The 23,394-nt window shown below is 39.4% G+C and carries 19 protein-coding genes; 6 read left to right on the forward strand and 13 right to left on the reverse strand.

Annotation, left to right across the window (positions count from 1 at the left end; all coding sequences use genetic code 11):
- Positions 1–29: 29 nt before the first annotated feature.
- The 3 genes from AC0N32_RS06560 (at position 30) to AC0N32_RS06570 (ending at position 3,356) form a co-directional block, all read left to right on the forward strand.
- Complete coding sequence (locus tag AC0N32_RS06560; protein WP_476393059.1) at positions 30–944, forward strand: TssN family type VI secretion system protein; 915 nt, start codon at positions 30–32, stop codon at positions 942–944.
- 11 nt (positions 945–955) lie between these two features.
- The gene (locus AC0N32_RS06565) at positions 956–2,095 is read left to right on the forward strand and encodes a hypothetical protein (protein ID WP_476393060.1); all 1,140 of its coding nucleotides are present in this window, start codon (positions 956–958) and stop codon (positions 2,093–2,095) included.
- An 82-nt stretch (positions 2,096–2,177) separates the two neighbouring features.
- Positions 2,178–3,356 (forward strand): aminotransferase class V-fold PLP-dependent enzyme, encoded by a 1,179-nt coding sequence (locus tag AC0N32_RS06570; protein WP_476393061.1) that lies wholly within the window; start codon positions 2,178–2,180, stop codon positions 3,354–3,356.
- A 556-nt stretch (positions 3,357–3,912) separates the two neighbouring features.
- Here AC0N32_RS06570 and uvrA read toward each other — a convergent pair.
- Positions 3,913–6,705, reverse strand: coding sequence for an excinuclease ABC subunit UvrA (gene uvrA, locus AC0N32_RS06575; protein ID WP_476393062.1), 2,793 nt, complete (start codon positions 6,703–6,705; stop codon positions 3,913–3,915).
- 322 nt (positions 6,706–7,027) lie between these two features.
- Between uvrA and AC0N32_RS06580 the strand changes: the two genes are divergently transcribed.
- Both AC0N32_RS06580 and AC0N32_RS06585 read left to right on the forward strand, forming a co-directional pair.
- Positions 7,028–8,839, forward strand: a complete 1,812-nt coding sequence (locus AC0N32_RS06580) for a TonB-dependent receptor plug domain-containing protein (protein ID WP_476393063.1) — start codon at positions 7,028–7,030, stop codon at positions 8,837–8,839.
- A 74-nt stretch (positions 8,840–8,913) separates the two neighbouring features.
- Positions 8,914–9,636, forward strand: a complete 723-nt coding sequence (locus AC0N32_RS06585) for a DUF2490 domain-containing protein (RefSeq protein ID WP_476393064.1) — start codon at positions 8,914–8,916, stop codon at positions 9,634–9,636.
- On the opposite strand, the gene AC0N32_RS06590 is transcribed toward AC0N32_RS06585, so the two are convergent.
- From AC0N32_RS06590 to AC0N32_RS06645, 12 genes are all read right to left on the reverse strand, one after another.
- Positions 9,578–11,680 carry a M48 family metallopeptidase gene (locus AC0N32_RS06590; protein WP_476393065.1) on the reverse strand — a complete coding sequence of 701 codons (2,103 nt, stop codon included), beginning with the start codon at positions 11,678–11,680 and terminating at the stop codon, positions 9,578–9,580. The two genes, AC0N32_RS06585 and AC0N32_RS06590, sit on opposite strands and share 59 nt — an antisense overlap.
- A 6-nt stretch (positions 11,681–11,686) precedes the next feature.
- Positions 11,687–12,133, reverse strand: a complete 447-nt coding sequence (locus AC0N32_RS06595; RefSeq protein WP_476393066.1) for a phosphohydrolase — start codon at positions 12,131–12,133, stop codon at positions 11,687–11,689.
- Positions 12,134–12,235: 102 nt separating this feature from the next.
- Positions 12,236–12,508 carry a hypothetical protein gene (locus AC0N32_RS06600; RefSeq protein ID WP_476393067.1) on the reverse strand — a complete coding sequence of 91 codons (273 nt, stop codon included), beginning with the start codon at positions 12,506–12,508 and terminating at the stop codon, positions 12,236–12,238.
- 164 nt (positions 12,509–12,672) lie between these two features.
- Positions 12,673–14,451 (reverse strand): acyl-CoA dehydrogenase family protein, encoded by a 1,779-nt coding sequence (locus AC0N32_RS06605; protein ID WP_476393068.1) that lies wholly within the window; start codon positions 14,449–14,451, stop codon positions 12,673–12,675.
- Positions 14,452–14,617: 166 nt separating this feature from the next.
- Positions 14,618–14,815 (reverse strand): four helix bundle protein, encoded by a 198-nt coding sequence (locus AC0N32_RS06610; protein WP_476393069.1) that lies wholly within the window; start codon positions 14,813–14,815, stop codon positions 14,618–14,620.
- Between the two features lie 82 nt (positions 14,816–14,897).
- Entirely contained in the window at positions 14,898–16,076 is a 1,179-nt protein-coding gene (locus AC0N32_RS06615; protein WP_476393070.1) for a thiolase family protein, read from the reverse strand.
- Between the two features lie 45 nt (positions 16,077–16,121).
- Positions 16,122–16,475, reverse strand: a complete 354-nt coding sequence (locus AC0N32_RS06620) for a four helix bundle protein (RefSeq protein WP_476393071.1) — start codon at positions 16,473–16,475, stop codon at positions 16,122–16,124.
- 47 nt (positions 16,476–16,522) lie between these two features.
- Positions 16,523–18,916, reverse strand: a complete 2,394-nt coding sequence (locus tag AC0N32_RS06625) for a 3-hydroxyacyl-CoA dehydrogenase/enoyl-CoA hydratase family protein (RefSeq protein ID WP_476393072.1) — start codon at positions 18,914–18,916, stop codon at positions 16,523–16,525.
- 97 nt (positions 18,917–19,013) lie between these two features.
- Positions 19,014–19,463 (reverse strand): MarR family winged helix-turn-helix transcriptional regulator, encoded by a 450-nt coding sequence (locus tag AC0N32_RS06630; protein ID WP_476393343.1) that lies wholly within the window; start codon positions 19,461–19,463, stop codon positions 19,014–19,016.
- 164 nt (positions 19,464–19,627) lie between these two features.
- Positions 19,628–20,548 carry an ABC transporter ATP-binding protein gene (locus AC0N32_RS06635; protein ID WP_476393073.1) on the reverse strand — a complete coding sequence of 307 codons (921 nt, stop codon included), beginning with the start codon at positions 20,546–20,548 and terminating at the stop codon, positions 19,628–19,630.
- A gap of 150 nt (positions 20,549–20,698) precedes the next feature.
- Complete coding sequence (locus AC0N32_RS06640; protein ID WP_476393074.1) at positions 20,699–21,670, reverse strand: iron chelate uptake ABC transporter family permease subunit; 972 nt, start codon at positions 21,668–21,670, stop codon at positions 20,699–20,701.
- A 15-nt stretch (positions 21,671–21,685) separates the two neighbouring features.
- Positions 21,686–22,240, reverse strand: coding sequence for a TlpA family protein disulfide reductase (locus AC0N32_RS06645; protein ID WP_476393075.1), 555 nt, complete (start codon positions 22,238–22,240; stop codon positions 21,686–21,688).
- Between the two features lie 28 nt (positions 22,241–22,268).
- Between AC0N32_RS06645 and AC0N32_RS06650 the strand changes: the two genes are divergently transcribed.
- Positions 22,269–23,393, forward strand: coding sequence for a flavin reductase family protein (locus AC0N32_RS06650; RefSeq protein ID WP_476393076.1), 1,125 nt, complete (start codon positions 22,269–22,271; stop codon positions 23,391–23,393).
- Position 23,394 lies beyond the last annotated feature (1 nt).

Consider the following 23,394-nt stretch of genomic DNA (forward strand, 5'->3'; position numbering starts at 1 on the left):
ATTAAAAATATTAATTCGAAAAAAGACACATGGAAATTTCTTCAGTAAAGGGAATCTTTTTAAGGTATATTCTGATGCCTTTGTTTGCGGTTATTATGATGGTCATTCTGGGAGCTATCAGAAGAAATAAGCCTGCCATCAAGATCAAAACCATTATCATTTATGTTCTGCTGTGCAGTTTGTGTCTGGCAATTCCTGGGGTCTTCGGTTTTGCAGGGAACCTTTTCAATCCGTACTGGTATCTCATCGCGCAGGTCATCTATCTGGTATTGGGCATCATCCATGTAAACCTTTCAGACCGGTATTTTAAAAAGCATTTTACTTCTTTAACCAAAAGCATTCTTTTTGAATCCATATTATCCGTTACCTGTATTGGCTTTGGAGGTTATCTGTTTTACCTGATCTTCAACTGGATGAGTAAGGGAACCGGATATCCCATCATGGCGGCCACCAGTATCATTACTTTTTTGGTGCCTTTGGTTTTTCATTACTGCTATGTTCAGCTGATCAGCATTCCGGTCGATATCTATAAAACATGGCGGTATTCACCCGATCAGAAGCTTCCGGATTTCGAAGGTGCCGATTTCGACAGGCTGATGGTGCTGAATGTTGAGCTCAGCAAAAACCTTGAAGATGCCAACCGGTTCAGGATTAAAGCCAAAACACTGCCCACAGGCGTGACTTTCGGAGACTGGTTTTACCGCGTGGTGGATGATTACAACCATAAAAACCCGAATTCCGTCATTCATTTGTCCGACCAGGAAAGAGAACCGTATTACTGGATTTTCTATACTAAAAAATCATTTTTCAGCTTCAGGAAATACATCGACTTCGATCAGGATATTACCGAAAACAGGATCGCCGAAAATGATGTCGTGATCTGCAAAAGAGTGATCCAGCACGAAGAAGAAGGAATAAGAAGAACACAATCTCACACACTTTAAAAATATTGAATATGATACAGCCTATTAAGCATTTTGCCATCAATTGGGTTGACGGGATGAAAGTTTCCCAGAGACATCTTAATGATCAGGATAACTTTTTAATGGATAATATAAGGGATTCCAACTCATTGGGGATCACGAACTATAATTACGGCCTTTTACCGATTTCGAATGAATTTACAGACCGTACCATTTTTGATGTTCACAACACAGCAACCAATGATGTACAGCTCGTGATCAAGCATTGCAGCGCCATTACGCTGGCCGGCTACAGGATTGAGCTTAACGACAGGAGGGTGAGTGTAAAATCGCTGGCAAAAAATATGTCGGAGGAACAGGCAGACGGAGATTACTACATTCTGATTTCCGTTAATCCCTTTGATAAAGTACCCTTCGGTGATATTGATCCTGAAGAAATTCCGCCACGCCATCCGAATACGCAGCCGAATCATCATATCGAGCTGCTTCCGGTAACTTCTCTGAACAGCAGCTATTCCGGAGGAAATTACCTGATCATCGGAAAAGTAGATCTCAGAGGAAACATTGCGCAGGTGGATTCTAATTTTATCCCGCCGTGTACTTCCATCCAGAGCCATCCGGTATTGCTGGATTATTACAATATGTTCGCAAAATCCATCGGAAACCTACAGCAGTATTCTTTCAAAATCATCCAGAAATCATCACATAAAAACCAGAACACCGCTCTGGCGCAGAATGTAAAGCTTCTTTGCAATACGATGATCAGCACATTTGGAGATATGTATTTCCAGTTCAGGAATATTACGCCCTATCAGCCGCCGGTTTTTCTCATTGAATCTTTTGCCAAACTGGCACTTCGCCTGTATCAGGCCACCCAGATTATGGTTCCGGCAGAGCTTGAAGAAATGCTCAACTACAGCCTTGAGTGGAGTGAAATTGCGCCCCACACCTTGCTCAACCAGCTCTCTATCGTAGCCGAGACCAATTATGACCACCACAACTGCGGAGAACCGTTATTGTACATCCAGCAGATGCTCAGAAGCCTTGAAACGATTTTCTCTAAACTCAGCGAACTCGATTACATCGGTCAGAGAAAAGAAAATATTATCGTCAACGAACAGGAAGTATCCAACAACAACAATCCGAAAAGAGGCTGGAGTGTTTTAGATTAAAATAAATTCAACATATAATTATAAATCCCGTTATTCTCTTCGGGATTTTTTATGTAAAATTGTTTCCGATAAATTTAAAAAAATGGACATCGATAAAATAAGACACGACATCAGGGGACTGGAAGACGGGAAAATTTTTCTTAATAACGCAGGTTCCTCATTAATGCCTTCCCCAGTTGTTGATTCAATGATTAATTATTTACACCAGGAAGAACAGTATGGCGGATATGAAGTTGCCGAAAAAAATGCAAAGCATCTGGAAGAATTTTATGATGAAACAGCGAAACTGATCAATGCCAAAGCATCCAACATCGCTTTTGCCACCAGCGCGACCGAGGCATATACAAAGGCCTTGTCGAGTATTATCTTTAAAGAAGGGGACGTCATCATTACTACGGCCGACGATTATATATCAAATCAGATCACCTTTATTTCCCTTCAGAAAAAGCTGAACGTAAAAGTCATCAGGATAAAAAATCTTCCGGATCATTCGCTTGATCTTCAGGACCTGGAAACATTAATAAAGGAAGATTATCCGAAGCTTGTGGCAGTAACGCATGTCCCGACCAATTCGGGACTGATACAAAATGTGGAAGGTGTGGGAAAAATCTGCCGGCAATATGATGTTTTGTACCTGGTGGATGCCTGCCAATCGGTTGGCCAAATGGTGGTTGATGTTGAAAAGATAAACTGTGATTTTCTTACGGCAACCGGCAGGAAATTCATGAGAGGCCCCAGAGGAACAGGTTTCCTGTATGTGTCGGATAGAGTTTTGGAACAGCAATACGCTCCTTTGCTTTTAGATATGAGAGGGGCAAAATGGTCGGAGTTTGATGATTATGAGCTATTCGGATCTGCCAAAAGATTTGAACACTGGGAACTCTCATACGCTTCTTTACTTGGATTTACCGAAGCTTTAAAATATGCCAACAGCATCGGTATGAATCATATTGAACAGTACAATAAAAACCTCTCAAAGACGCTACGAAACAATCTTCAGAACAGTGGATTCCAGGTGTGGGATCTTGGTAATCCTATAAGTAGCATTGTGACCTTTTCCGGTCCGGAGGGCGATCTTGAGAACATTCAGAAGGTATTAAAAGAGAATAATGTATTCTTTTCGGTAACGTATAAAAATTCAGCACTGATCGATTTTACCCGGAAAAACATCGATGGAATTGTACGGTTGTCGCCTCATTATTTCAACACTGCGGAGGAAATTAATACCGTATCCGAATTATTAAAACAAAGCCTGCTTTAGCACAATTAACGATTAAATTTAATCATTAAAATGCCCGTTTTTACAACTTATCATTAAAATTTACGACCAAGATATAATTTCCATTTGATTTATGAAGGCTGTAAAGTGCTGAAAAGTAACAAATTGTACTTGATCGGCTCTTCTAACTGGTTGATCGCTTCTTCTAACTGGTTGATCGGCTCTTCTGACTGGTTGATTGCTTCTTTGAAGTCCTTGATTGCCTATTTGAAACGGTTGACGGTGTGTTCGGAACGCCTGATTGGCTCTTCGGAATGAATGTCTGTTGTTTCTAACATATTGTAGCAGTTATAAAGGCAATTAGACGACTTTAGTGCTATATTGTTTGCATACGGCCGTCCCTTCGAGTAGATTTTTGAAGAAAATCGTATCGAGAAGTTGCGCTTACGGTCGGACTTACCCAAAAGTTCTCGATACATTTTTGCAGCTGTACTGCAAAAAATACTCGAACAGACGGACGAACATCCGTATTGTACAATTAAAATATATATTATTATACACCGTCAAAAAAAAGAGAGCCTTACGACTCTCTTTTAATTTATTCTTCCAGCTTTTCTTTGATATACTTGGCGGTGTACGATTTTTTGTTTTTTGCCAGATGTTCGGGAGTTCCGGTAAATACCACTTCGCCGCCGTGCTTTCCGGCATTTGGGCCGATATCAATAATGTAGTCTGCGGATTTGATAATATCAGGCTGATGCTCGATGACGATCACAGAATGGCCGAGGTCAATGAGGGCCTGTAAAGATTTCAGCAGTTTTTTAATATCATGGAAATGCAAACCGGTGGATGGCTCGTCAAAGATAAACAGGGTCTTGTCTGTCGTAACCCCTTTTACCAGGAATGATGCCAGCTTTACCCGCTGCGCCTCACCGCCGGAAAGGGTAGAAGAGCTCTGTCCCAACTGGAGGTATCCAAGACCTACTTCCTGTAATGGCCTAAGCTTGGTGACGATTTTATCCTCGTGGTTATCTTTGAAAAACTCCAGCGCATCGTCTACCGTCATGTGAAGAATATCGGAGATGTTCTTCTCATCATATTTTACTTCAAGGATTTCGCTTTTGAAGCGGGTTCCTTTGCAGACTTCACATTCCAGCTCAATATCTGCCATGAACTGCATCGATACGTTGATTACCCCTTCGCCTTTACATTCATCACACCGGCCGCCGTCTACATTGAAGGAGAAATGTTTAGGTTTATACCCCATCATTTTGGCGACTTTCTGCTTAGCAAATAAGTCCCTGATGTCATCATAAGCCTTGAGGTAGGTTACCGGATTGGAACGTGAAGACTTCCCGATAGGGTTCTGGTCGATCAATTCAATATGCTTGATAAGCTTTTTCGGGAATTCCACGGAGTCGTAGTCTCCTTTTTTTCCGCCCATTCCCAGCTGGATCTGGATATCATTGGTGAGAATTTCTTTCATCAAAGTAGACTTTCCGCTCCCGGAAACGCCTGAAATAACGACGAGGCTCTCCAGGGGTACATCGACATCCACATTTTTGAGATTATTCTGGCGGGCTCCTCTGATCTGGATCCATTCCTTCGATTTTCTTCTTTGTTGGGGAACTTCTATTTCAAGCCTTCCTGTAAGATATTTTGAGGTTAACGTATCTGCGTCCCTGAGTTCTTTGTAATCTCCGGCAAATACCAGCTCACCCCCCAGATATCCGGCTTCGGGGCCGATATCGATGATGTAGTCTGCAGCTCTCATGACATCTTCATCATGTTCTACCACAATTACGGTATTTCCAAGGTCACGGAGGTTTTTCAGTACTTCAATCAGGTTTTCCGTATCCCTGGAATGCAGTCCGATCGAAGGTTCATCCAAAATATAAATTGAGCCGACCAGTGAACTTCCGAGGCTTGTCGCGAGGTTGATCCTCTGACTTTCTCCGCCGGAAAGGGTATTGGAAGTACGGTTGAGGGTTAAATATCCGAGTCCTACTTTCAACAGAAACTCAATACGCGTAGTGATCTCATAAAGCAGCCTTTTCGCCACTTCCTGATCGTGTTCGGATAGTTTTAAATTATTGATCACTGGAAATAATTCATCCAGAGGAAGCTCTATCATGGACTGGATATTATGCCCGTCGATCTTTACCCAGCTGGTTTCTTCGCGCAGCCTTAACCCTTCACAGGTAGGGCAGAGCGTTTTGCCGCGGTATCTTGAAAGCATTACCCTGTACTGTATCTTGTAAAGGTTTTCCTCAAGCATCCTGAAGAAATTGTCGATGGATGGAAATGTGCTTTTGCCGTCTCCTTTCCAAAGGTATTTTTTCTGTTCTTTGGTAAGCTGATGATAAGGTTTATGGATCGGAAATTCCTTTGCTTTTTTAATAAAATCTTTCTTCCATTCGCTCATGCTTTCTCCTCTCCACGAAGCGACGGCATCTTCAAAAACCGACAGGGCTTTGTTGGGAACTACCAGATCTTCATCAATTCCTATCACTTTTCCGTACCCTTCACAGGTCGGACAGGCTCCATAAGGATTGTTGAAACTAAAAAAGTGAACATTCGGTTCGAGGAATTCTATTCCGTCCAACTCAAATTTGTTGGAAAATTCCTTTACTTTTCCGGTATCTGTATTTTTTAAAGAACAGTATCCGCGGCCTTCATAAAACGCCATCTGGATAGAATCTGCAAGACGCTGCAGAAAGCTCTCATCTTGCTGGTAAGAAAAGCGGTCGATGACGAGATTGATCTCCATGCCTTTTTCAGGTTTGAATCCGAAACTCTCAAGGTCTTCGATGCCGGCAACATTTCCATTGATCTCGAGTCGGGTGAACCCGGCCAGCTTTAGAACATTAAGGTTTTCTTCAAAATTATCCGCATCATAATCGTAAGGAGCTGCGAGTAAAAAAGAAACGTCTTTTTCGGATGCTTTGATATAATCGACCACATCGGAAACCGAATCCTTTTTTACTTCTTGCCCCGAAGCCGGAGAAAATGTTTTTCCGATCCTGGCAAAGAGAAGCTTTAAATAATCATAAATTTCCGTGGAAGTCCCTACTGTTGAGCGGGGATTCGAGGAAATGACCTTCTGCTGGATGGCAATGGAAGGTGCGAGACCTTTGATATCGTCAACTTTCGGTTTTTCAAGTTTCCCTAAAAACTGACGGGCATAGGAGCTGAGACTTTCCACGTATCTTCTCTGTCCTTCCGCATAAATGGTATCGAAAGCCAAAGAAGATTTTCCGCTTCCGGAGACTCCAGTGATGACAATCAGTTTATTTTTGGGGATGAGAACATCGATGTGTTTCAGATTGTTAAGGTGTGCGTTCTTAACGAAAATCTGTTTTTTAATATCTATATCTGTTATATTAGCCATAGTAAAATTAAGACTAACAAAATTACGAAATTCTGACGGATTTCCTTGTTAATAAAAACTAAAATACAGGACGTTATCATCGTTGTATGTCAAGACATTTTTCTGATACCACAGAATTCTTTAAATTGCAACCCTAAATCTGCAATGAAATGAAACAATTTTTCAGAGACCTTATTGCATATTTGATGAGAAAACGATAATAAAAAATACCTTCCCACATATATTTTAGAAGAACTGCATTTTATGACAACTATCATTTGTAGGTCTTGATGAACTCCATTACTTTTGGGCTCAGTAAAATAATCCGGTATAATTTTAAAATATGATCAGAAAAGCAGGAAGTATTTTTTTTCTTGGGACTTTGTTTTTTGCACATGCACAGGAAAAATCAACTGATATCGAAACCATTGAAGTTCAGGGTAAATTGTTTTCCACTCCTTATAAAAGTGCGAACCAAAATATTACCGTTATTACCCGGGAAGAGATCCTTACTTCTCCTGCAAAAAGTATTGACGAAATTCTGCAGCAGGTAACTGGTATGGACATCAGAAGGCGGGGAGCTAATGGGGTGCAAAGCGATATCGGCTTCCGGGGAAGTTCTTTTGAGCAGGTGCTCTTACTTCTGAACGGCATCCGGATGAATGATTCCCAAACCGGTCACAATACCATGAACCTTCCGATTGACCTTGAAGACGTGGAAAGAATCGAAGTCATTAAAGGGCCTGCCGCAAGACGTTTCGGACAAAATGCGTATGCCGGCGTGATTAATATTATCACTAAGATAAATCCCGGAAAAAGAGTGAAAATAAACGCCGAAGCCGGAGATTACGAAACCTACGGATTGGGACTTAATGCCCAGCTCGGAAATGAAAAATTTGCCAATTCCCTGCAAGCGAATTCTTCAGCTTCCCAGGGATATATGTACAATACCGATTATGAAATCAGGAATATCTTTTACCAAAGCAAACTGAATATAAAAGACGGAAGTGTAAGGCTCCAGGCCGGGTTTTCTGAAAAAAAGTTTGGGGCTAACGGGTTTTATTCTTCGAAAGCAGCGACAGAACAATATGAAGAAACCCAGGCTTCTATTGTAAGCCTCGCTCACCAGCAGGACTTCGGAAAATTAAAATTGAACTCCAATATGTACTGGAGAAGAGGGCAGGACATGTACCTCTATGACAGGGCAAAACCTGAAAAATACCGGAACATGCATATCGGGAATAACGTTGGCGGAGAGGTGAATTCCAGCTACGAATGGGGATTGGGAACTACAGGAATAGGTGTGGAGCTGAGAAAAGAATTTCTGGCCAGCAACAATTTAGGGAACAGAAACCGTTTCGTTTCGCAAGTGTTTTTTGAACATCATTTTTCTTTACTGGATAAAAAATTAAATATCAGCCCCGGAATTTCGTGGGCCAACTATTCCAAAGAAGGAAACTTTTTTTATCCGGGTTTAGATATCGGGTACAGCTTTAACCGGAATCATAAAATCTACGGTAATATTGCAAAAGTTCACCGTATTCCTTCGTTTACCGATCTTTATTATGTCAGTAAAACCGAACAGGGAAATCCGAACCTTCTTCCTGAGAATGCTGTTTATGCCGAAATCGGTTACCAGTTCCAGACAAAAGATATTTTAGCTAAAGCAAGCGGATTTTTGAGAGATTCAAATAATGCTATTGACTGGACCAAGATCAAAACGGATGATCCCGTATGGTACGCCCAAAATATCGGAGATACTACCATTAAAGGAATTGAAGCGGAGATCGGCCACCGGTTAAACGACTGGCTGAAATACACGGTCGGATACACTTATCTCGACAACAAACTGAACAAACCCGGTGATTTCCTGGCGAGATATGCTCTCGATAACTTAAGACATCAGATTATTGCCAAACTGGAAACAAGGTTCCTCAGAAACTTTACCAATGAAGTGGTATACCGCTATAATGAAAGATTAAATAATGGCAGCTATAATCTTGTGGATGACAAATTAAGTTTTGTTAAAACAGACTTTTCGATATATATTCTTATCAATAACTTAACAAATACTTCATATACGGAAACATTTGGGGTCCAAATGCCACAAAGATGGTTCCATATCGGGTTATCTTATAACATCAATATTAAATAATTGTTAACTGTTAGTGAATTAAAGTTAATATTAAGAAATTGTTAATTCATTTACATTTGCAAAAATTTTTTTGAATGAAACTTTCGGTAGGTTTAGGTCTGAGTTTATTTTTAAGTACAACATTGTTTAAGGCACAGGAACATATTTCCAGCTTCAATGCCCTGACGATCACCTATAAATTTCATCCAAAGTTTTTTCTGTATGCTGAGGGACAGTCGAGAGGAATTGAAGAATATACCTATCCGGATTATTACGAAATAAAAGGAGGGCTAGGGTATAACCTTACCAAGAACCATAAACCTTTTGTAGGATTGGGAAGATATGCGACTTATAAAGATCACGCGATCAACAAGGAAGAATTCAGGATCTGGCTTCAGGACGTTATTGATTTTAAGAAAGGGGTTGTAAAATTTGAAAACAGATTCCGTGCTGAGAAATCATGGTTTTACGAGCCTCAGACTGATAAAAGCTCGCAGAGAATGCGTTACCGTTACCGTCTTAACGTTTCGGTACCATTAAATGCAAAAAAAATAGGTCCTAAAACTCTATTTGCCAATGCTTATGACGAAATTTTTATAGTATCGCCGATAAAGCCTGCCTTTGCCAGAAACAGGGTGTATGGTGGTTTGGGATACCAGATCGATGAAAACTTCGGAGTTTTAGGAGGATACCTTTGGCAAAGAGAGTTTGAAGCAAAAGGGAATAAAAATTTCCACTTTATATACCTCGCTTTAAACATCAATATTGATGATACGAATCCTCCTGCCAAGACGTATCACTTTCCGGGAGCAGATTAACGGATTTCTCAATCTGGACCTGAAAACCTATGAGCTGTTCTTTACCTGAAAGATAAGCTGTATTTAACATATTACGAAATTCGCCCACGAGAGAAAATAAAGCTTCCACTTCTTTCATGATATATTGGTCGTGGTTGAAGTAAATATATTCAGAGTTGATAAAGTCTTTCATCAACTGTTTATTTTCAAGTGTTAAAAAGTCTTTACATGAGGATTCTTCAATAAATTTCTTCAGAACATCTTTAAAAGCTTTTTCTTTTTTAAGCAAAATGCTTCTTTTTTTACGGATTTCCTCTATAGGTAAAGTTACGGTCATAAATGTTAATCCTTCAGCAAAATGATTTAATACATTCTCATACATATCATACTCACGATCTATTGAGGCAAATGTGAGATATCTGTTTTTAAGAATTTCCTTATCCGTATCGTTTGCTATGCCGTAATAATAACTGAAAATCTGTTTATCATTGTCGGACAATGCCAGTTTCATCTCTTCCAGATTTTTAGTAAGTCTTGAAACTAAAATTCTTGCCTCTTTTGACGGATACAGTATTCCATCGTACTTAAATGTTTTAACCACTTTCGGATTTGCCACGATTTCCTTAAGTATTGAAAGATCGCTTTCCAAACCACTCTTTTCGTAGACGAGAGAAACCATTTCATCACTGAAAAGTTTTTCGGACGAAACCTCTGACACCATTTGCAGGTCATCAATATTCTCCAACACCGGATTATGTCTTTCATAATAACCGTTATGATAGACACTTATCATGTGGACCGGATACTTGGTCTTGTAAAGCTCTGTAAAAAGTTCGTTGTCATGAATGATTTCGCCCACATTCTTAATACTGTAAAGGGTCAGGTATTTGCTTGTTAATGCCTTACCTATTTCATCAAAACCACGGATGACAGTTTGGGCCAGGTTGTTATTTTTCGGACGGTTTTTAGTTTCATTTTTGCGGATCATCTCAATTCTCCGGGCAGTTTCGGGATGGGATGCCCATGGATCTTCAATTTCGAGCTTTGACCTGTTGTAGCGGGTCAGCTCATCCTCACTGATCTTAGGTAAATCATTTTCGTAAACGTGATTATTTCTCTCACTGAAAACTTTCATTAAAGCCGTCTGATTATTAAAAAGGTTTTCCGGAAGGTATTTTCCGTCACTTTGTGTATAAAAATTGAATGCACTTTCAAATGCCGCACTACTGAGATCTAGCCTCAAAAGAGATGAAATCTGCTCTTCGGGATTGGTAACGTACGAGGCAACGGCATCTGCATGAAATTCCATTTCTCTTCTCAGAGATGCATTATTTTTAAAGATAAAATCTGAGAAAAACTTCAGAATATATTTAAATGCATTGATAAAACCTACGGAAATCATCCCTGTAAGCTGAAATGCCCAATGTCCCGAACCATGCTTTATGGTCTGTTCATAATCATTATTGTTATAAACAGTATCAAATATAATTTTTTCTGCCTGATTGACGTATCCTCCGATTTTCATGCTTCTTTGGGAGAAATGGCCGAACTCATGGGCAAGAACAGACTTAAGCTCACCAACCGTACAGGAATTGACCAAACCGATTCCGATGGTCAGGTTTTTTTTCACCGGGAGAAACATGCTCCAGAAGAGTGAATTATAGCTCACACTTGCATTTACCTCGGGAGAGAAAAATACTTTACCGGGCATTTTCACTTTGGTTTCTGCTACAATTTCGTCGATAATAGAAAAAAGTTCAGGCTGGCTTTTACGGTCGACTTCAATTAGATGCCTGGTACTATAATTATTTTTGATGAAAATAAATTTGATCAGGAAATAAAAAACCACAAGCCCGATACTGAATAATCCCAGGCCAAGAAGGAGTGTCAGATAATTAGCATGCAGAGCGATGATCTTTACCGCTGCATATCCCAATAGGAATATCAATCCGAGCGAAATCAGAATTAAGATAAAATATACCGTGAAAAATACTAAAATCGATACAATGGCTGAAATCAGCTTAGACCGGTAAGCTTTGGAAATGGGAGGCAGGTTATTAGTCATAAGGTCTTAATATTTTTCAATCAGATAATGATAGGCCTTCAGGTATTTGTTAAACCTCTTAATGTCTTTCGGTGTAAGCTCCCGGGTTACCCTTCGAAGGTCCATATTATCCCGCAGGTCATTCAGCTTTACGGCTACGGCCAGCGGTGAACGTTCTGTTCTTCTTACAAAATCGTCATACTCTTCTTCCGGATCGAATTTGGTCAGGCAGCTAATGGCAAAAATGATGTATTCAGGGAAACCTTCATTGCGGAGATAATCGAGGCTGAATTCCTGGGGATGGTCTTCCACGACATCGTGTAAAACACCCACTATCTTTTCATCCAATGTTTTTCCGTATTCCATCACGCGCATCACGTGGGCGATATATGGTGCATGATATTTGTCGGTCTGGCCTTTGTGTGCCTTGTCGGCTATTTTTATTGCTCTGTTGAGCAGTTCTTCTTTTGTCATCGTAAATAAGTAGAGTACAAAAATAAAAAATGCCTCAACATCTGAGACATTTTTTAATAATAATTTTTTGCACGATTTTATCAGAACCGTGGATATGACCTGTTATTTATCGTCTTCCTTTTTTTCAGGAATCATAGCGTTAAGCATTTTATAATCTGTCGAATCTTTTCTTTTGTCTTTAAGGCTGGAATATTTTGATGGATCCGGCTTCAGGGAAGGCATTTTATACAAATCCTGCCGTTTTACATTCTGAACTGAGTCTGATACATGCACTTTTGCCGTATCCTTTTTAGGCCATGCCGCTTTGTTTTCTTTTTGCTGCGCTGAAACGGCTACTGAAAAAACGATTAATGTTACCGATAATGCTTTCATCATAAAAAAATTAAATAGAACGATTTATCAATAAAGACAACTCAGAAAGCGATTTTATTACATCATTAAATGGATCTTCATTCAGGTAGAAAAGATCATGCAGAATCAATAAAAAACGTCCCGACAAAAAATCGGAACGCTTTGAAATCAAATTTATATATAAAAGACTAATAAGTTCCTTTTTCGATGTAGTGTGCCGCAATCTTTTCAGTTAATGCCACTACGTTCGGATGATTTGTATATTTTGTAAATCTTCTCAATCCGGAAAGCATCATTCTCTGTTCGTCACCTTCTGCGAAAGAAACGATTCCTTCTTTAGCAGCAGTAATAATTTTCTCTACTGCTTTGTAAAGGTTCAGCTGGGCCATAGCGGCTTCCACAGATTCAGGAGCAAAATGTTTCTCGGCTCTTAATATCGAAGATTCCGCCATGTAGATCTGGTTAAGGATCTCGGAAGCATTCAATAAAAGATGCTGCTGTTTTTCAATATCCATCATATACTTCTGAAGCGCAGCCCCGGAAACCATTAAGAATACTTTTTTCAGATTGGCGATAATCGCTTTTTCTTCACTCATGAAAGCGGAATAATCTGGAACATCGAATGATGGAATTCCCATCAGTTCTTTGCTGATGGCCATGGCCGGAGACAATAAGTCTAATTCTCCCTTCATGGCTCTCTTGATCAACATTCCCACAGAAAGCAATCGGTTGATTTCGTTGGTTCCTTCATAAATTCTTGATATCCTTGAATCTCTCCACGCGGCTTCCATCGGGGTATCTTCAGAGAATCCCATTCCGCCATACACCTGAATTCCTTCATCTGCCGTGTGCTGGGCAAGATCGGAAACGAAAACTTTAAGAATTGAACATTCTACTGCAAATTCTTCCACTCCTTTTAGCTCTGCAGCCTGATGATCCATTCCACCGGCCACAAGTTCTTCAATTTTATCTTCAATGTTTTTTGCGGCACGGTAAGAACCCGATTCACTTACAAAAACTCCGGTCGCCATCTCAGCGATTTTCTTTCTGATCGCTCCGAATGTGGAGATAGAAACGCCAAACTGCTTTCTCTCGTTTGAATACTGAATGGAGTGGTTTAAGATTCTTCTCTGCGCATCCAGACAGGCTGCTGCCAGTTTAATACGACCAACATTGAGTGCATTTAAAGCGATCTTGAATCCGTTATTTCTTTCGCCTAAAAGATTCTCAACAGGAATTTTCATATCATTAAAGAAAACCTGTCGGGTAGAGGAGGCACGAATACCTAATTTATGCTCTTCCTCACCGAAAGTAAGGCTTCCCGGATTTTCCAGCTCTGAACGATTGATTACAAATCCTGTGATATTTTTATCATCATCAATCTTGGCGAATAATGTAAATGTATCGGCAAATCCTGCATTGGAAATCCACATCTTTTGTCCGTTGATGATATAATGTTTTCCGTCTTCGGAAAGTTTAGCTCTTGTTTTTCCTGAGTTTGCATCTGATCCGGCATCCGGTTCCGTAAGGCAGTACGCCCCGAATTTTGTTCCTGTGGCTAAGTCCGGAAGGTATTTTTGCTTTTGGGCTTCTGTTCCATAAAGTACAATGGGTAAAGTTCCGATTCCGGTATGGGCTCCATAAGCAGTTGCCAGGGAACCGGTAACACCTGAAAGATAATCACAGGCCAACATGGTAGTCACGAATCCCATTCCAAGGCCTCCGTATTCTTCAGGAACAGCTATACCCAGCATTCCCATTTCTCCCAGCTTACGCATGACTTCTTCCGTGAAGGCGTAATCTTTTTTCTCGAAGCGTTCTTTTTGCGGAACGACTTCACGGTCTATAAATTCTTTCGCCGAATCGCGAAGCATTTTCTGTTCTTCATTCAGTTCTTCAAGACTGAAGATTTCGTTTGCAGGAATTTCCTTAATGAGGAATTCTCCGCCTTTTACAATATTTCCCATTTAATATTTGATTTTTTCTTTTTTAGATTAAAGAATAAAGAGAAAAGAAAAAAGACTTAAAACTTCAAGTTTTTTTGAAAGCCAGAAATCATTCTCTGTAATTCTGTTATTTTATTTTCTATAATTTCAAGTTTTGACGGCTCAATATAATTTCGGTTTGAAGAAATTATAATTGAGTCTGTAATTCATAAAGAGAACCAAGACTTATTTCCAAAAATCGATTAAAATCCTTATCCGAAATTCTACTTGAGCCTTCTGCTATATTAGAAGCGACAGAAACAGAGCATCTTCTCAGTTGTGATTTCAACCCAAATTCTTCACTTTTTGGAAAAACATCAGTAAGAATATAAACGTCATTAGCCAAATATAGAGAGTCTCCAGATATTTAGATTCTTAAAATTATGCTTCATTGTTAATCTTTTCTCTTTATTCTTTGTTCTTCTCGTCTATAATAATTCAAAAATACTCGCTGCTCCCTGTCCCGTTCCCACGCACATGGAAACCATTCCGTATTTGTTTCCGCGTTTTCTCATTTCGTCGAGAAGCTGAACGGTTAATTTGGTTCCGGTACAGCCCAGCGGGTGGCCAAGTGCGATGGCACCGCCGTTTACATTGAGAATATCAGGGTTTAGGTCTAATTCTTTTTTGATGGCAACCGATTGGGATGCGAAGGCTTCATTTAATTCGATTAATTCGATATCTTTTAATTCCATTCCGGCTTGTTTTAATGCCTTTGGAATGGCATAAATCGGTCCCATTCCCATAATTCTGGGTTCTAAACCTGCTGCGGCATAGGCTACCAGTCTGGCTTCCGGCTCAAGACCGAGTTCTTTTACCATTTCTTCACTCATTACCATAACGAAAGCAGCTCCGTCGCTCATTTGGGAAGAATTTCCTGCGGTTACACTTCCTCCGTTCGCGAAAACGGGTCTTAATTTAGCCAAACCTTCCAAAGAAGTATCTGCTCTCGGACCTTCATCAACAGAGAAATCAAATTTCCTGGTCTGCATTTTCTGATTTTCATCGAGGAAATTATATTCAACGGGAATCGAAACAATCTGATTGGCAAATCTTCCTTCTTTATTTGCTTTTAAAGCTTTCATGTGAGATTCAAAGGCAAACTGATCCTGTTCTTCACGTGTAATTTTATATTGTTTTGCAACTTCTTCCGCGGTATAGCCCATTCCCCAGTAATAATCAGGGTTGGTTTTGGCAATATCCGTTTCCGGAACCGGTTTGTATCCTCCCATCGGGATGTAAGACATTGATTCCGTACCGCCGGCTATGATGCAGTCTGCCATTCCGGCCTGAATTTTTGCCGAAGCAATGGCAATCGCCTCACTTCCTGATGCGCAATACCGGTTTACTGTAACTCCTGGAACTTTATCCGTGTTTAATCCCATGAGGGAAATCAGACGAGCTACGTTTAGGCCCTGTTCGGCTTCGGGCATTGCATTTCCTACGATCAGGTCGTCGATTCTGTTTTTATCTAACTGCGGAAGCTCAGCCATTAATTTTTCAATCACGGTGGCCGCCATCACATCGGGTCTTGTAAATCGTAAACTTCCTTTTGGAGCTTTTCCAACGGCCGTTCTGAACCCTTTTACTATATATGCTGTTTTCATAAATGTATAATGTATTAATGTATAGTGTACAATGTATTTAAAATTTTAACTTGAATAAACTTGTTTCAGTTTAATGATCATATTTTGTATATGCTGTATTTCAGTGAGAACCTTATTAAATCTGTCTTCTGCAAAAAATTCGTATTCTTTTGCAATTATGATTTGAGTTTCAAATTCAAAGGAAGAGCCTAAAGCAATATTCAAAAAATGTGAAAACTGGGCATTTGTGTCTCTGCCTGCTCCTTCAGCTATATTGGAAGGAATAGAATACAAACATCTTCTCGATTGGGATGTGAGGCCAAACAACTCATCTTTACGGAATTCTTTCGAAAAGAAATAATATGTTTTACAAAGTTGAATTGATTTTTTCCAAACCTCAAGTTGCCGAAAATCATGCATACCAAAATACTTTTTACGTAAATACTTTTTACATTGTACAAATAAGTCTAGTTTCTCAACGGTTTTCCATTCTGTAACATATACTGAATTCTCTCCAGTGTTTTTCTTTCTCCGCAAAGCGACAAGAATGTTTCCCTTTCAAGATTCAATAGATATTGTTCGGTAACAACGGTAGGTTCGGATAGATTTCCTCCCACCATCACATTGGCCAATTTGTCTGCAATCTTTTTGTCGTGTTCTGAAATGTAATTTCCGGTAAGCATCTGATCAGTTCCTACATAGAACATTCCTAAAGCGTCTTTTCCTAAAACTTTCACTTTTTGCTCAATCGGCTGTGTGTATCCGTGTTCTGCAAGGCTCTTTGCCAGCATTTTTGCCGTCATGATCTGCGTTCTTTTATCAACGGCCACAATATCTTTACCATGTTCAAGGATTCCCATATCGTATGCTTCATAAGCAGAAGTGGCTACTTTCCCCATGGCAATATTCATGAATGCTTCACGGAGCCTGTTGTTTTTCACATCATCATTGTGGAATTCTCTTGACGTTCTCAGGGTAAGCTCTTTGGTTCCGCCACCGCCGGGAATGACCCCAACACCGGTTTCCACCAGACCGATATATGTTTCGGCGGCGGCAACGACTCTGTCGGCATGCATCGTCATTTCGCACCCTCCACCAAGTGTCATTCCGTGAGGAGCTACGACAACCGGAATAGAAGAATAGCGAACCCGCATCATTGATTTCTGGAAATAAGCAATGGCCATATTCAGATCATCCCAGTCCTGTTCGATGGCCATCATTAAAATCATGGCTAAATTGGCTCCTACAGAGAAATTAGTCCCTTGGTTTCCGACCACAAGACCGTCATATTCTTTTTCAGCCAGATCAATAGCCCTGTTTAATCCATCCAGAACTTCGCCTCCTAAGGAATTCATTTTTGAACGGATTTCAAAGTTGATGATTCCGTCTCCCAGATCTTCAATTGCCGCACCGGAATTGCTCCAAAGTGTTTTATTTTTACGGATATTATCTAAAATGATAAAAGAATCCTGTCCAGGAATCTTACTGTATTCGCCGGAGTTTTTATCAACATAAATGCTTTGTCCGTCTTCATTCACTTCATAGAAAGAATCTACATTTTTCACCCAGTCTGAAACTTCATAACCAGCTTCTTTAGCCAATTCAATACCTTTCTGAACGCCTACGGCATCCCAGATTTCAAAAGGACCGTTTTCCCATCCGAAACCAGCTCTCATGGCATCGTCGATTTTATACACCTCGTCGGAAATCTCAGGAACTTTATGAGAGACATAAGCAAATAAGGCTCCCAAAGACTTTCTGTATAATTCTCCGGCTTTATCTTTTCCGCCAATTAATATTTTAAAACGATCAATCGGTTTGTCAATATTTTTGGTTAATTCTAAAGTGGCAAAAGAAGATTTTCCCTGAAGCTCATATTCGAGAGTATCAAGATTCAATCCGTGAATTTCAGATTTTCCATCTGCATTTTTCACTTTTTTATAGAATCCCTGTTCTGTTTTTGAACCGAGCCATTTATTGTCAACCATTTTCTGAATGTAGTCAGGAAGCGCAAACACATCATTGAAATCGTTTGCTTCCGCACCGCTCTGGCGAACACCGTTGGCTACCATCACCAGCGTATCCAATCCCACCACATCAGCTGTCCTGAATGTCGCAGATTTCGGACGTCCGATCACCGGGCCGGTGAGTTTATCCACTTCGGAAACCGTGAGTCCTAATTTCTGAACATTATGAAGCAGATCCATCATAGAAAAAACGCCGATCCTGTTGGCGATGAAGGCTGGTGTATCTTTGGCCAGAACCGTTGTTTTTCCTAAGAATTTTGCCCCGTAATGCATATAAAAATCAATAACCTCGGGAAGCGTATCTTTAGTTGGAATAATCTCCAAAAGAGGAAGATATCTTACAGGATTAAAGAAATGTGTTCCTGCAAAATAATGTTTAAAATCATCACTTCTTCCTTCCGTTAAAAGATGAATAGGAATTCCGGATGTGTTCGACGAAATTAAAGTTCCCGGTTTTCTGAACTGTTCTATCTTTTCATAAACCGATTTCTTGATATCAAGTTTTTCTACCACCACTTCGATGATCCAGTCGGTGTCTTTTATTTTCGGTAAATCATCGTCGAAGTTTCCTATCTTAATTCTGTCTGCAAACTTCGGAGAATAGAGTAGTGCCGGACTTGCTTTTTTCAGCTTTTCAAAGCTTTCTGCAGCGATTCTGTTTCGCACTGCCTTATCATCTTTGGTCAAACCTTTTTTCTCTTCTGCTTCAGTAAGTTGGAAAGGTACAATATCCAGCAGCGATACCTGAACGCCAATATTGGCAAAGTGCGCCGCGATACCGCTTCCCATAATTCCTGAACCAAGAACCGTAACGTGTTTGATTCTTCTTTTCATCTTTAACATATTTATTTGTTTAATTGGTCAGATGTAACCTGACGGTTTCATTTTGATTTTATTTGTATTGTTTAATTTGTATGTATCGGTTTAAGGATCATTTTCTGTGGTTCAGATCGGTTGCGATCTTCATAATCTCCGTCATCACTTCTTTAAAAGTTTCGAGCTTTTCGGGTGCAATTTTTTCCATGATCTTTTTATTGAAATTAACCACGACTTCTTTCGACATATTCCTGGAATGAAGGCCTTTATCGGTAAGCTTAATGATTACTTCACGTTTATCGGTAGTCGTCTTTTCTTTATAGATGTAGCCGTTGTCTTCAAGCAGCTTAATAATTCTCGTTAAAGAAGTTGGCTCAATCGCCATTTTAGGACCCAGGTTCGTACTTCGGGTTCCTTCTTTAGGGTCTATTTTAAGGAGGGTGAGTGCCTGTACAGCGGTAGAATCATGTTCCTGAGCCATCTCCGTATACATTTTGGAAACAGCTAGCCAGGTCTGTTTAAGAATTAAGTCGACATTTTCTATTTTCTCTTTTTTGTTATCCATCATTTTCTATATCTAGGTTTTATCAAATTTAGCAAATATTATGCATGCATAATATTTATTTAAGTTAAAATTTGTTAATAACCTGAAAACAAAATGATTAATTGATATGACAGGCATAATACTATGCATGCATAGTATATATTATCATTAGAAAAATAAAAATATCAATGAATTTTTATTAACAAATTCATTATATCTTCAAAAGATTCACATTGATAATTTTGTCTGGAATCTGAAATAATCCAGTGTGTAGTGAATTCGAAGGTTAAAGAAGAAAGATCGACGGGAAAGTTTTTCTGCAACAAAGAATACAGCATTTCTTTGTACACGTAAGGAGCTATTATTTTCGGTGAAATGAAATTTTCATTGATTTTAAAAAGCGTCGGATTGGTAAGCTCATCGTGCTGCAGTAATACATCCTCAACAATTCCGGTATAAAGGTTATTGTCTTTTACATACCATATTTTATCTGCAAATTCTTTAGCGAGCCGCCAGTCGTGTGACGAAAAAAGAATAAGTTTGTGATGCTCTTTGGCGAAGGTTCTGAGAATTTTAAGTATCGTAATCTTATTTTTCTCATCAAGATGCGTGGTGGGCTCATCCAGGATAATAACCGGTGAATTCTGCGTGATTGCCCTTCCTATAAAAGCTTTCTGCAGGTTTCCGTCCGAAAGGTTTTTAAGCAAAGTATCTTTATACGGTATCAGTTCCAGCGCTTCAATTATTGATAAAACTTCTTCCCGGTCTTCTTTTTTCAAAGTAAAATAAAAAGGATAATGAATGTATTTTCCTAATGAAATAAGGTCCTTCACCGTATAATTTTGCGGAATCACTGATTTTGAAAACACCACCGCAATATTTTCCGCCACCTGTTTTACCGAAAGGTTTTTGATGTTTTTACCGTACAGTGAAATTTCACCCTTCAAAAGAGGGATCTGATGCAAGATTGACTTGATTAAAGTTGTTTTGCCAACCCCGTTATTCCCGATTAAAAGACATACTTCGCCTAAATCCAGGTTTCCATCTGCATTTGAAATTAAGGGTGTATGGTAACCGATATGTGCTTGTTTAACTTGTAGGTACATTTTCAAATTTTGCCACAGATTTTTACGGATTTACGCAGATTTTATTTATAATTATTTATATATTCAAATTTAACAATCTTAATCAGCTTCTCATTTATAATTCATTGGAGATTTAAGTTTAACTGTGATTGATCTCTTCACAATTAACACTTACACTTTATTCGCTCTCAAAAGCATGATCAGGATGACAGGGATCCCAAAAACCGAACTGATTACATTGATCGGAATCTGCGTTTTCTCAGCAATAATCGAAAATATGAGCATAATGCACATTCCTAACAGCATATTCAGGATCCATTGCTGCCATAGTTTCGAAGGATTGTAAATCAGCCTGCAAAAGTGAGGAATAATGATCCCGATAAACAAAACAGGTCCCATAAAGGCCGTAACGGATGCTGATAAGAGGGAAGAGGATACAATAACCAATATTTTGAGCTGATTCAGATTGACTCCCAAACTCTGCGCATACGATATTCCCAGTGAATTTCCTATTAAAGGTTTTATACTTTTAAAACAAGTGAAAAGGCCTGTTAATACGAGGATCAACAATATATAAATCTGATTTCTGCTCACCATATTATTCGCACCGAAAGACCATAAAATATAATTTTTCAGACTTTGATTTTCTGCATACAGCTGAAGAAGAGAAACGACAGCCCCCGCCAGCGCAGAAACCAGGAAGCCGAATATTACAAGATAAGATTTATCCTGAAACCGTTTTGATATTGAAAGCAGCAGAAACATCAGAAGCACACTTCCCAGAATCGATGATAAACTTAAAAAAGTATTCTGCAGGAAATCAGGCAATGCAATATTGTACGAGAAAAAAATATAAAAGGCCACCGAGAGACTTGCTACGGAAGTAATGCCCAGAATATCAGGCCCGGCCAGCGGATTCTGAAAATATTCCTGCATGATAAAGCCCGAGGTAGGAACAGAAATCCCCGCCAAAAGCATCACCAAAACCCTGTTAACCCGAATTTCAGCGATAAGACTTTGGGAAGATTCTGAAAAAAAATCGCGGATATTCAAACTTAAAAATCCTGTGTTCAGATTCATAATGGCTGCCAAAAAAATAGCAAGCACTAAAACCAAACACAGGACTTTAAATTTATCTGACATAAAAAGTCTGACGTTTTATTTTAAAAGAGTATTGATCTTCTCATTAAGTTCCTCTTCACTCATCATTCCTAAGGTTTCGTCAGTCTTTTCACCTTTTCTCATATAAGTAAACGGAATTGCGCTACCATCCCATTTCTTAAAATTGGTTACGTAAAAATTACCTTCCATCAGCTCATTATCCAGAAGAACGGTATTGTTACGGATTCCCTGCTCATCAGCGAACTGGGGAACCTTTGTCGTCCAGTCTTCTTTGCTGTCAACACTTACAAAAGTGATTTTCACCGGTTTTCCGTTCAGTTCCTGGATTTTGTTTTTAAAATGTGGAATTTCCTTTACACAAGGGCCACACCACGTTGCAAAAAAGTTGGTTACGTACAGAGTATCATTCTTTTTGCCTAAAAATGCTGCGGTCTGGTCGGGTGTCCACATTTTCAGCGCAGCAGAGGGTGCAGGGCTTCCGGAAACAGCCACTGAATCCTTCACAGGCCGACCATCATCGGTTTTTGTACTTTCTTTCTTACAGCTGAAGACGGAAATCAGGAAAAGCGTTGATAAGATTATCTTTTTCATTATTTTTTATCTATTTTTGAATTGAAGTATGGAACAACAAATCTATAAAGGGAAACTGATACAGTTTCATTGGTTAAAAATAACGAAAAAGGAAGAACTGACCAAAAATACTTTCTCTCTGGAGTTTGAAATCCCTGAGAATCTGAAGAAGAATTTTCAGTTTGATGCGGGACAGTTTGTCAGTCTGAAATTTCAGTCTCACGGTCAGGAAGTTATCAAAGATTACTCGATGACGTCGGCCCCTCATGAAGAAAAAATTGCTTTAGGAATCAAAATAAATTCCCCGGAAGGTGATGCGTCGGAATTATTCAGAAATTATAATATCGGAGACGCTTTATTGGTCAGCGAGCCTGCCGGAAGGTTTACGCTTATTTCAAAGCCCAGTGAATTCAGAACAATCGTAGGTTTTGCGGCAGGAATAGGAATTACTCCGATCCTGAGCCATTTTAAAAACATCCTGCACAGAGAACCGAGAACGAGACTTTTTTTATTTTTCAGCAATAGAACCAAAGAAGATCTTATTTACCGCGAACAACTGGACAATCTTGCCAGGAACTGCGGCGAAAGACTTCAGATATTTTATTTTTTTTCAAAGGAAAAAACTTCAAACAGCTTTTTTTACGGAAGGCTTGATGATAAAAAACTGAGCCTGATCATTAACCAGATCCTTCATCTGGATGATACGGACGAAGAATCTACGATCTGGGACGCGGTGGATGAAGTACTGATCTGCGGAAAAGGTGATATGATCAAAACCCTCGCAAATGCCTGCTACCATCACGGAATTCCAAAGAAAAATATTCATTTTGAGCTTTTTGAAGAATATAATGACGATATTTATCCTGTAGAAAAGGAATTTCCGCTGATCGAAAATATCGATGTTGAATTTAAAATGCTCGGAAAGCGGTATTCTACTGAATTACCGGATAACAGGGAAAAGATACTGCAGCAATTGCTGATTCAGAGATTTTCAGTTCCCTATTCATGCAAGTCGGGCATCTGCGGAAGCTGCGAATGTATTCTGGAGGAAGGAGAAGTTGATTTGCTGGAAAATGAATATTTAACGGAAAAAGAAGAAAAAAAAGGACATATCCTGGCCTGCATGTCTATTGCAAAAAGCAGGAAAATAAAGCTTAACTTTGATCTGAGTTGAG

Source organism: Chryseobacterium endophyticum, assembly GCF_056333165.1.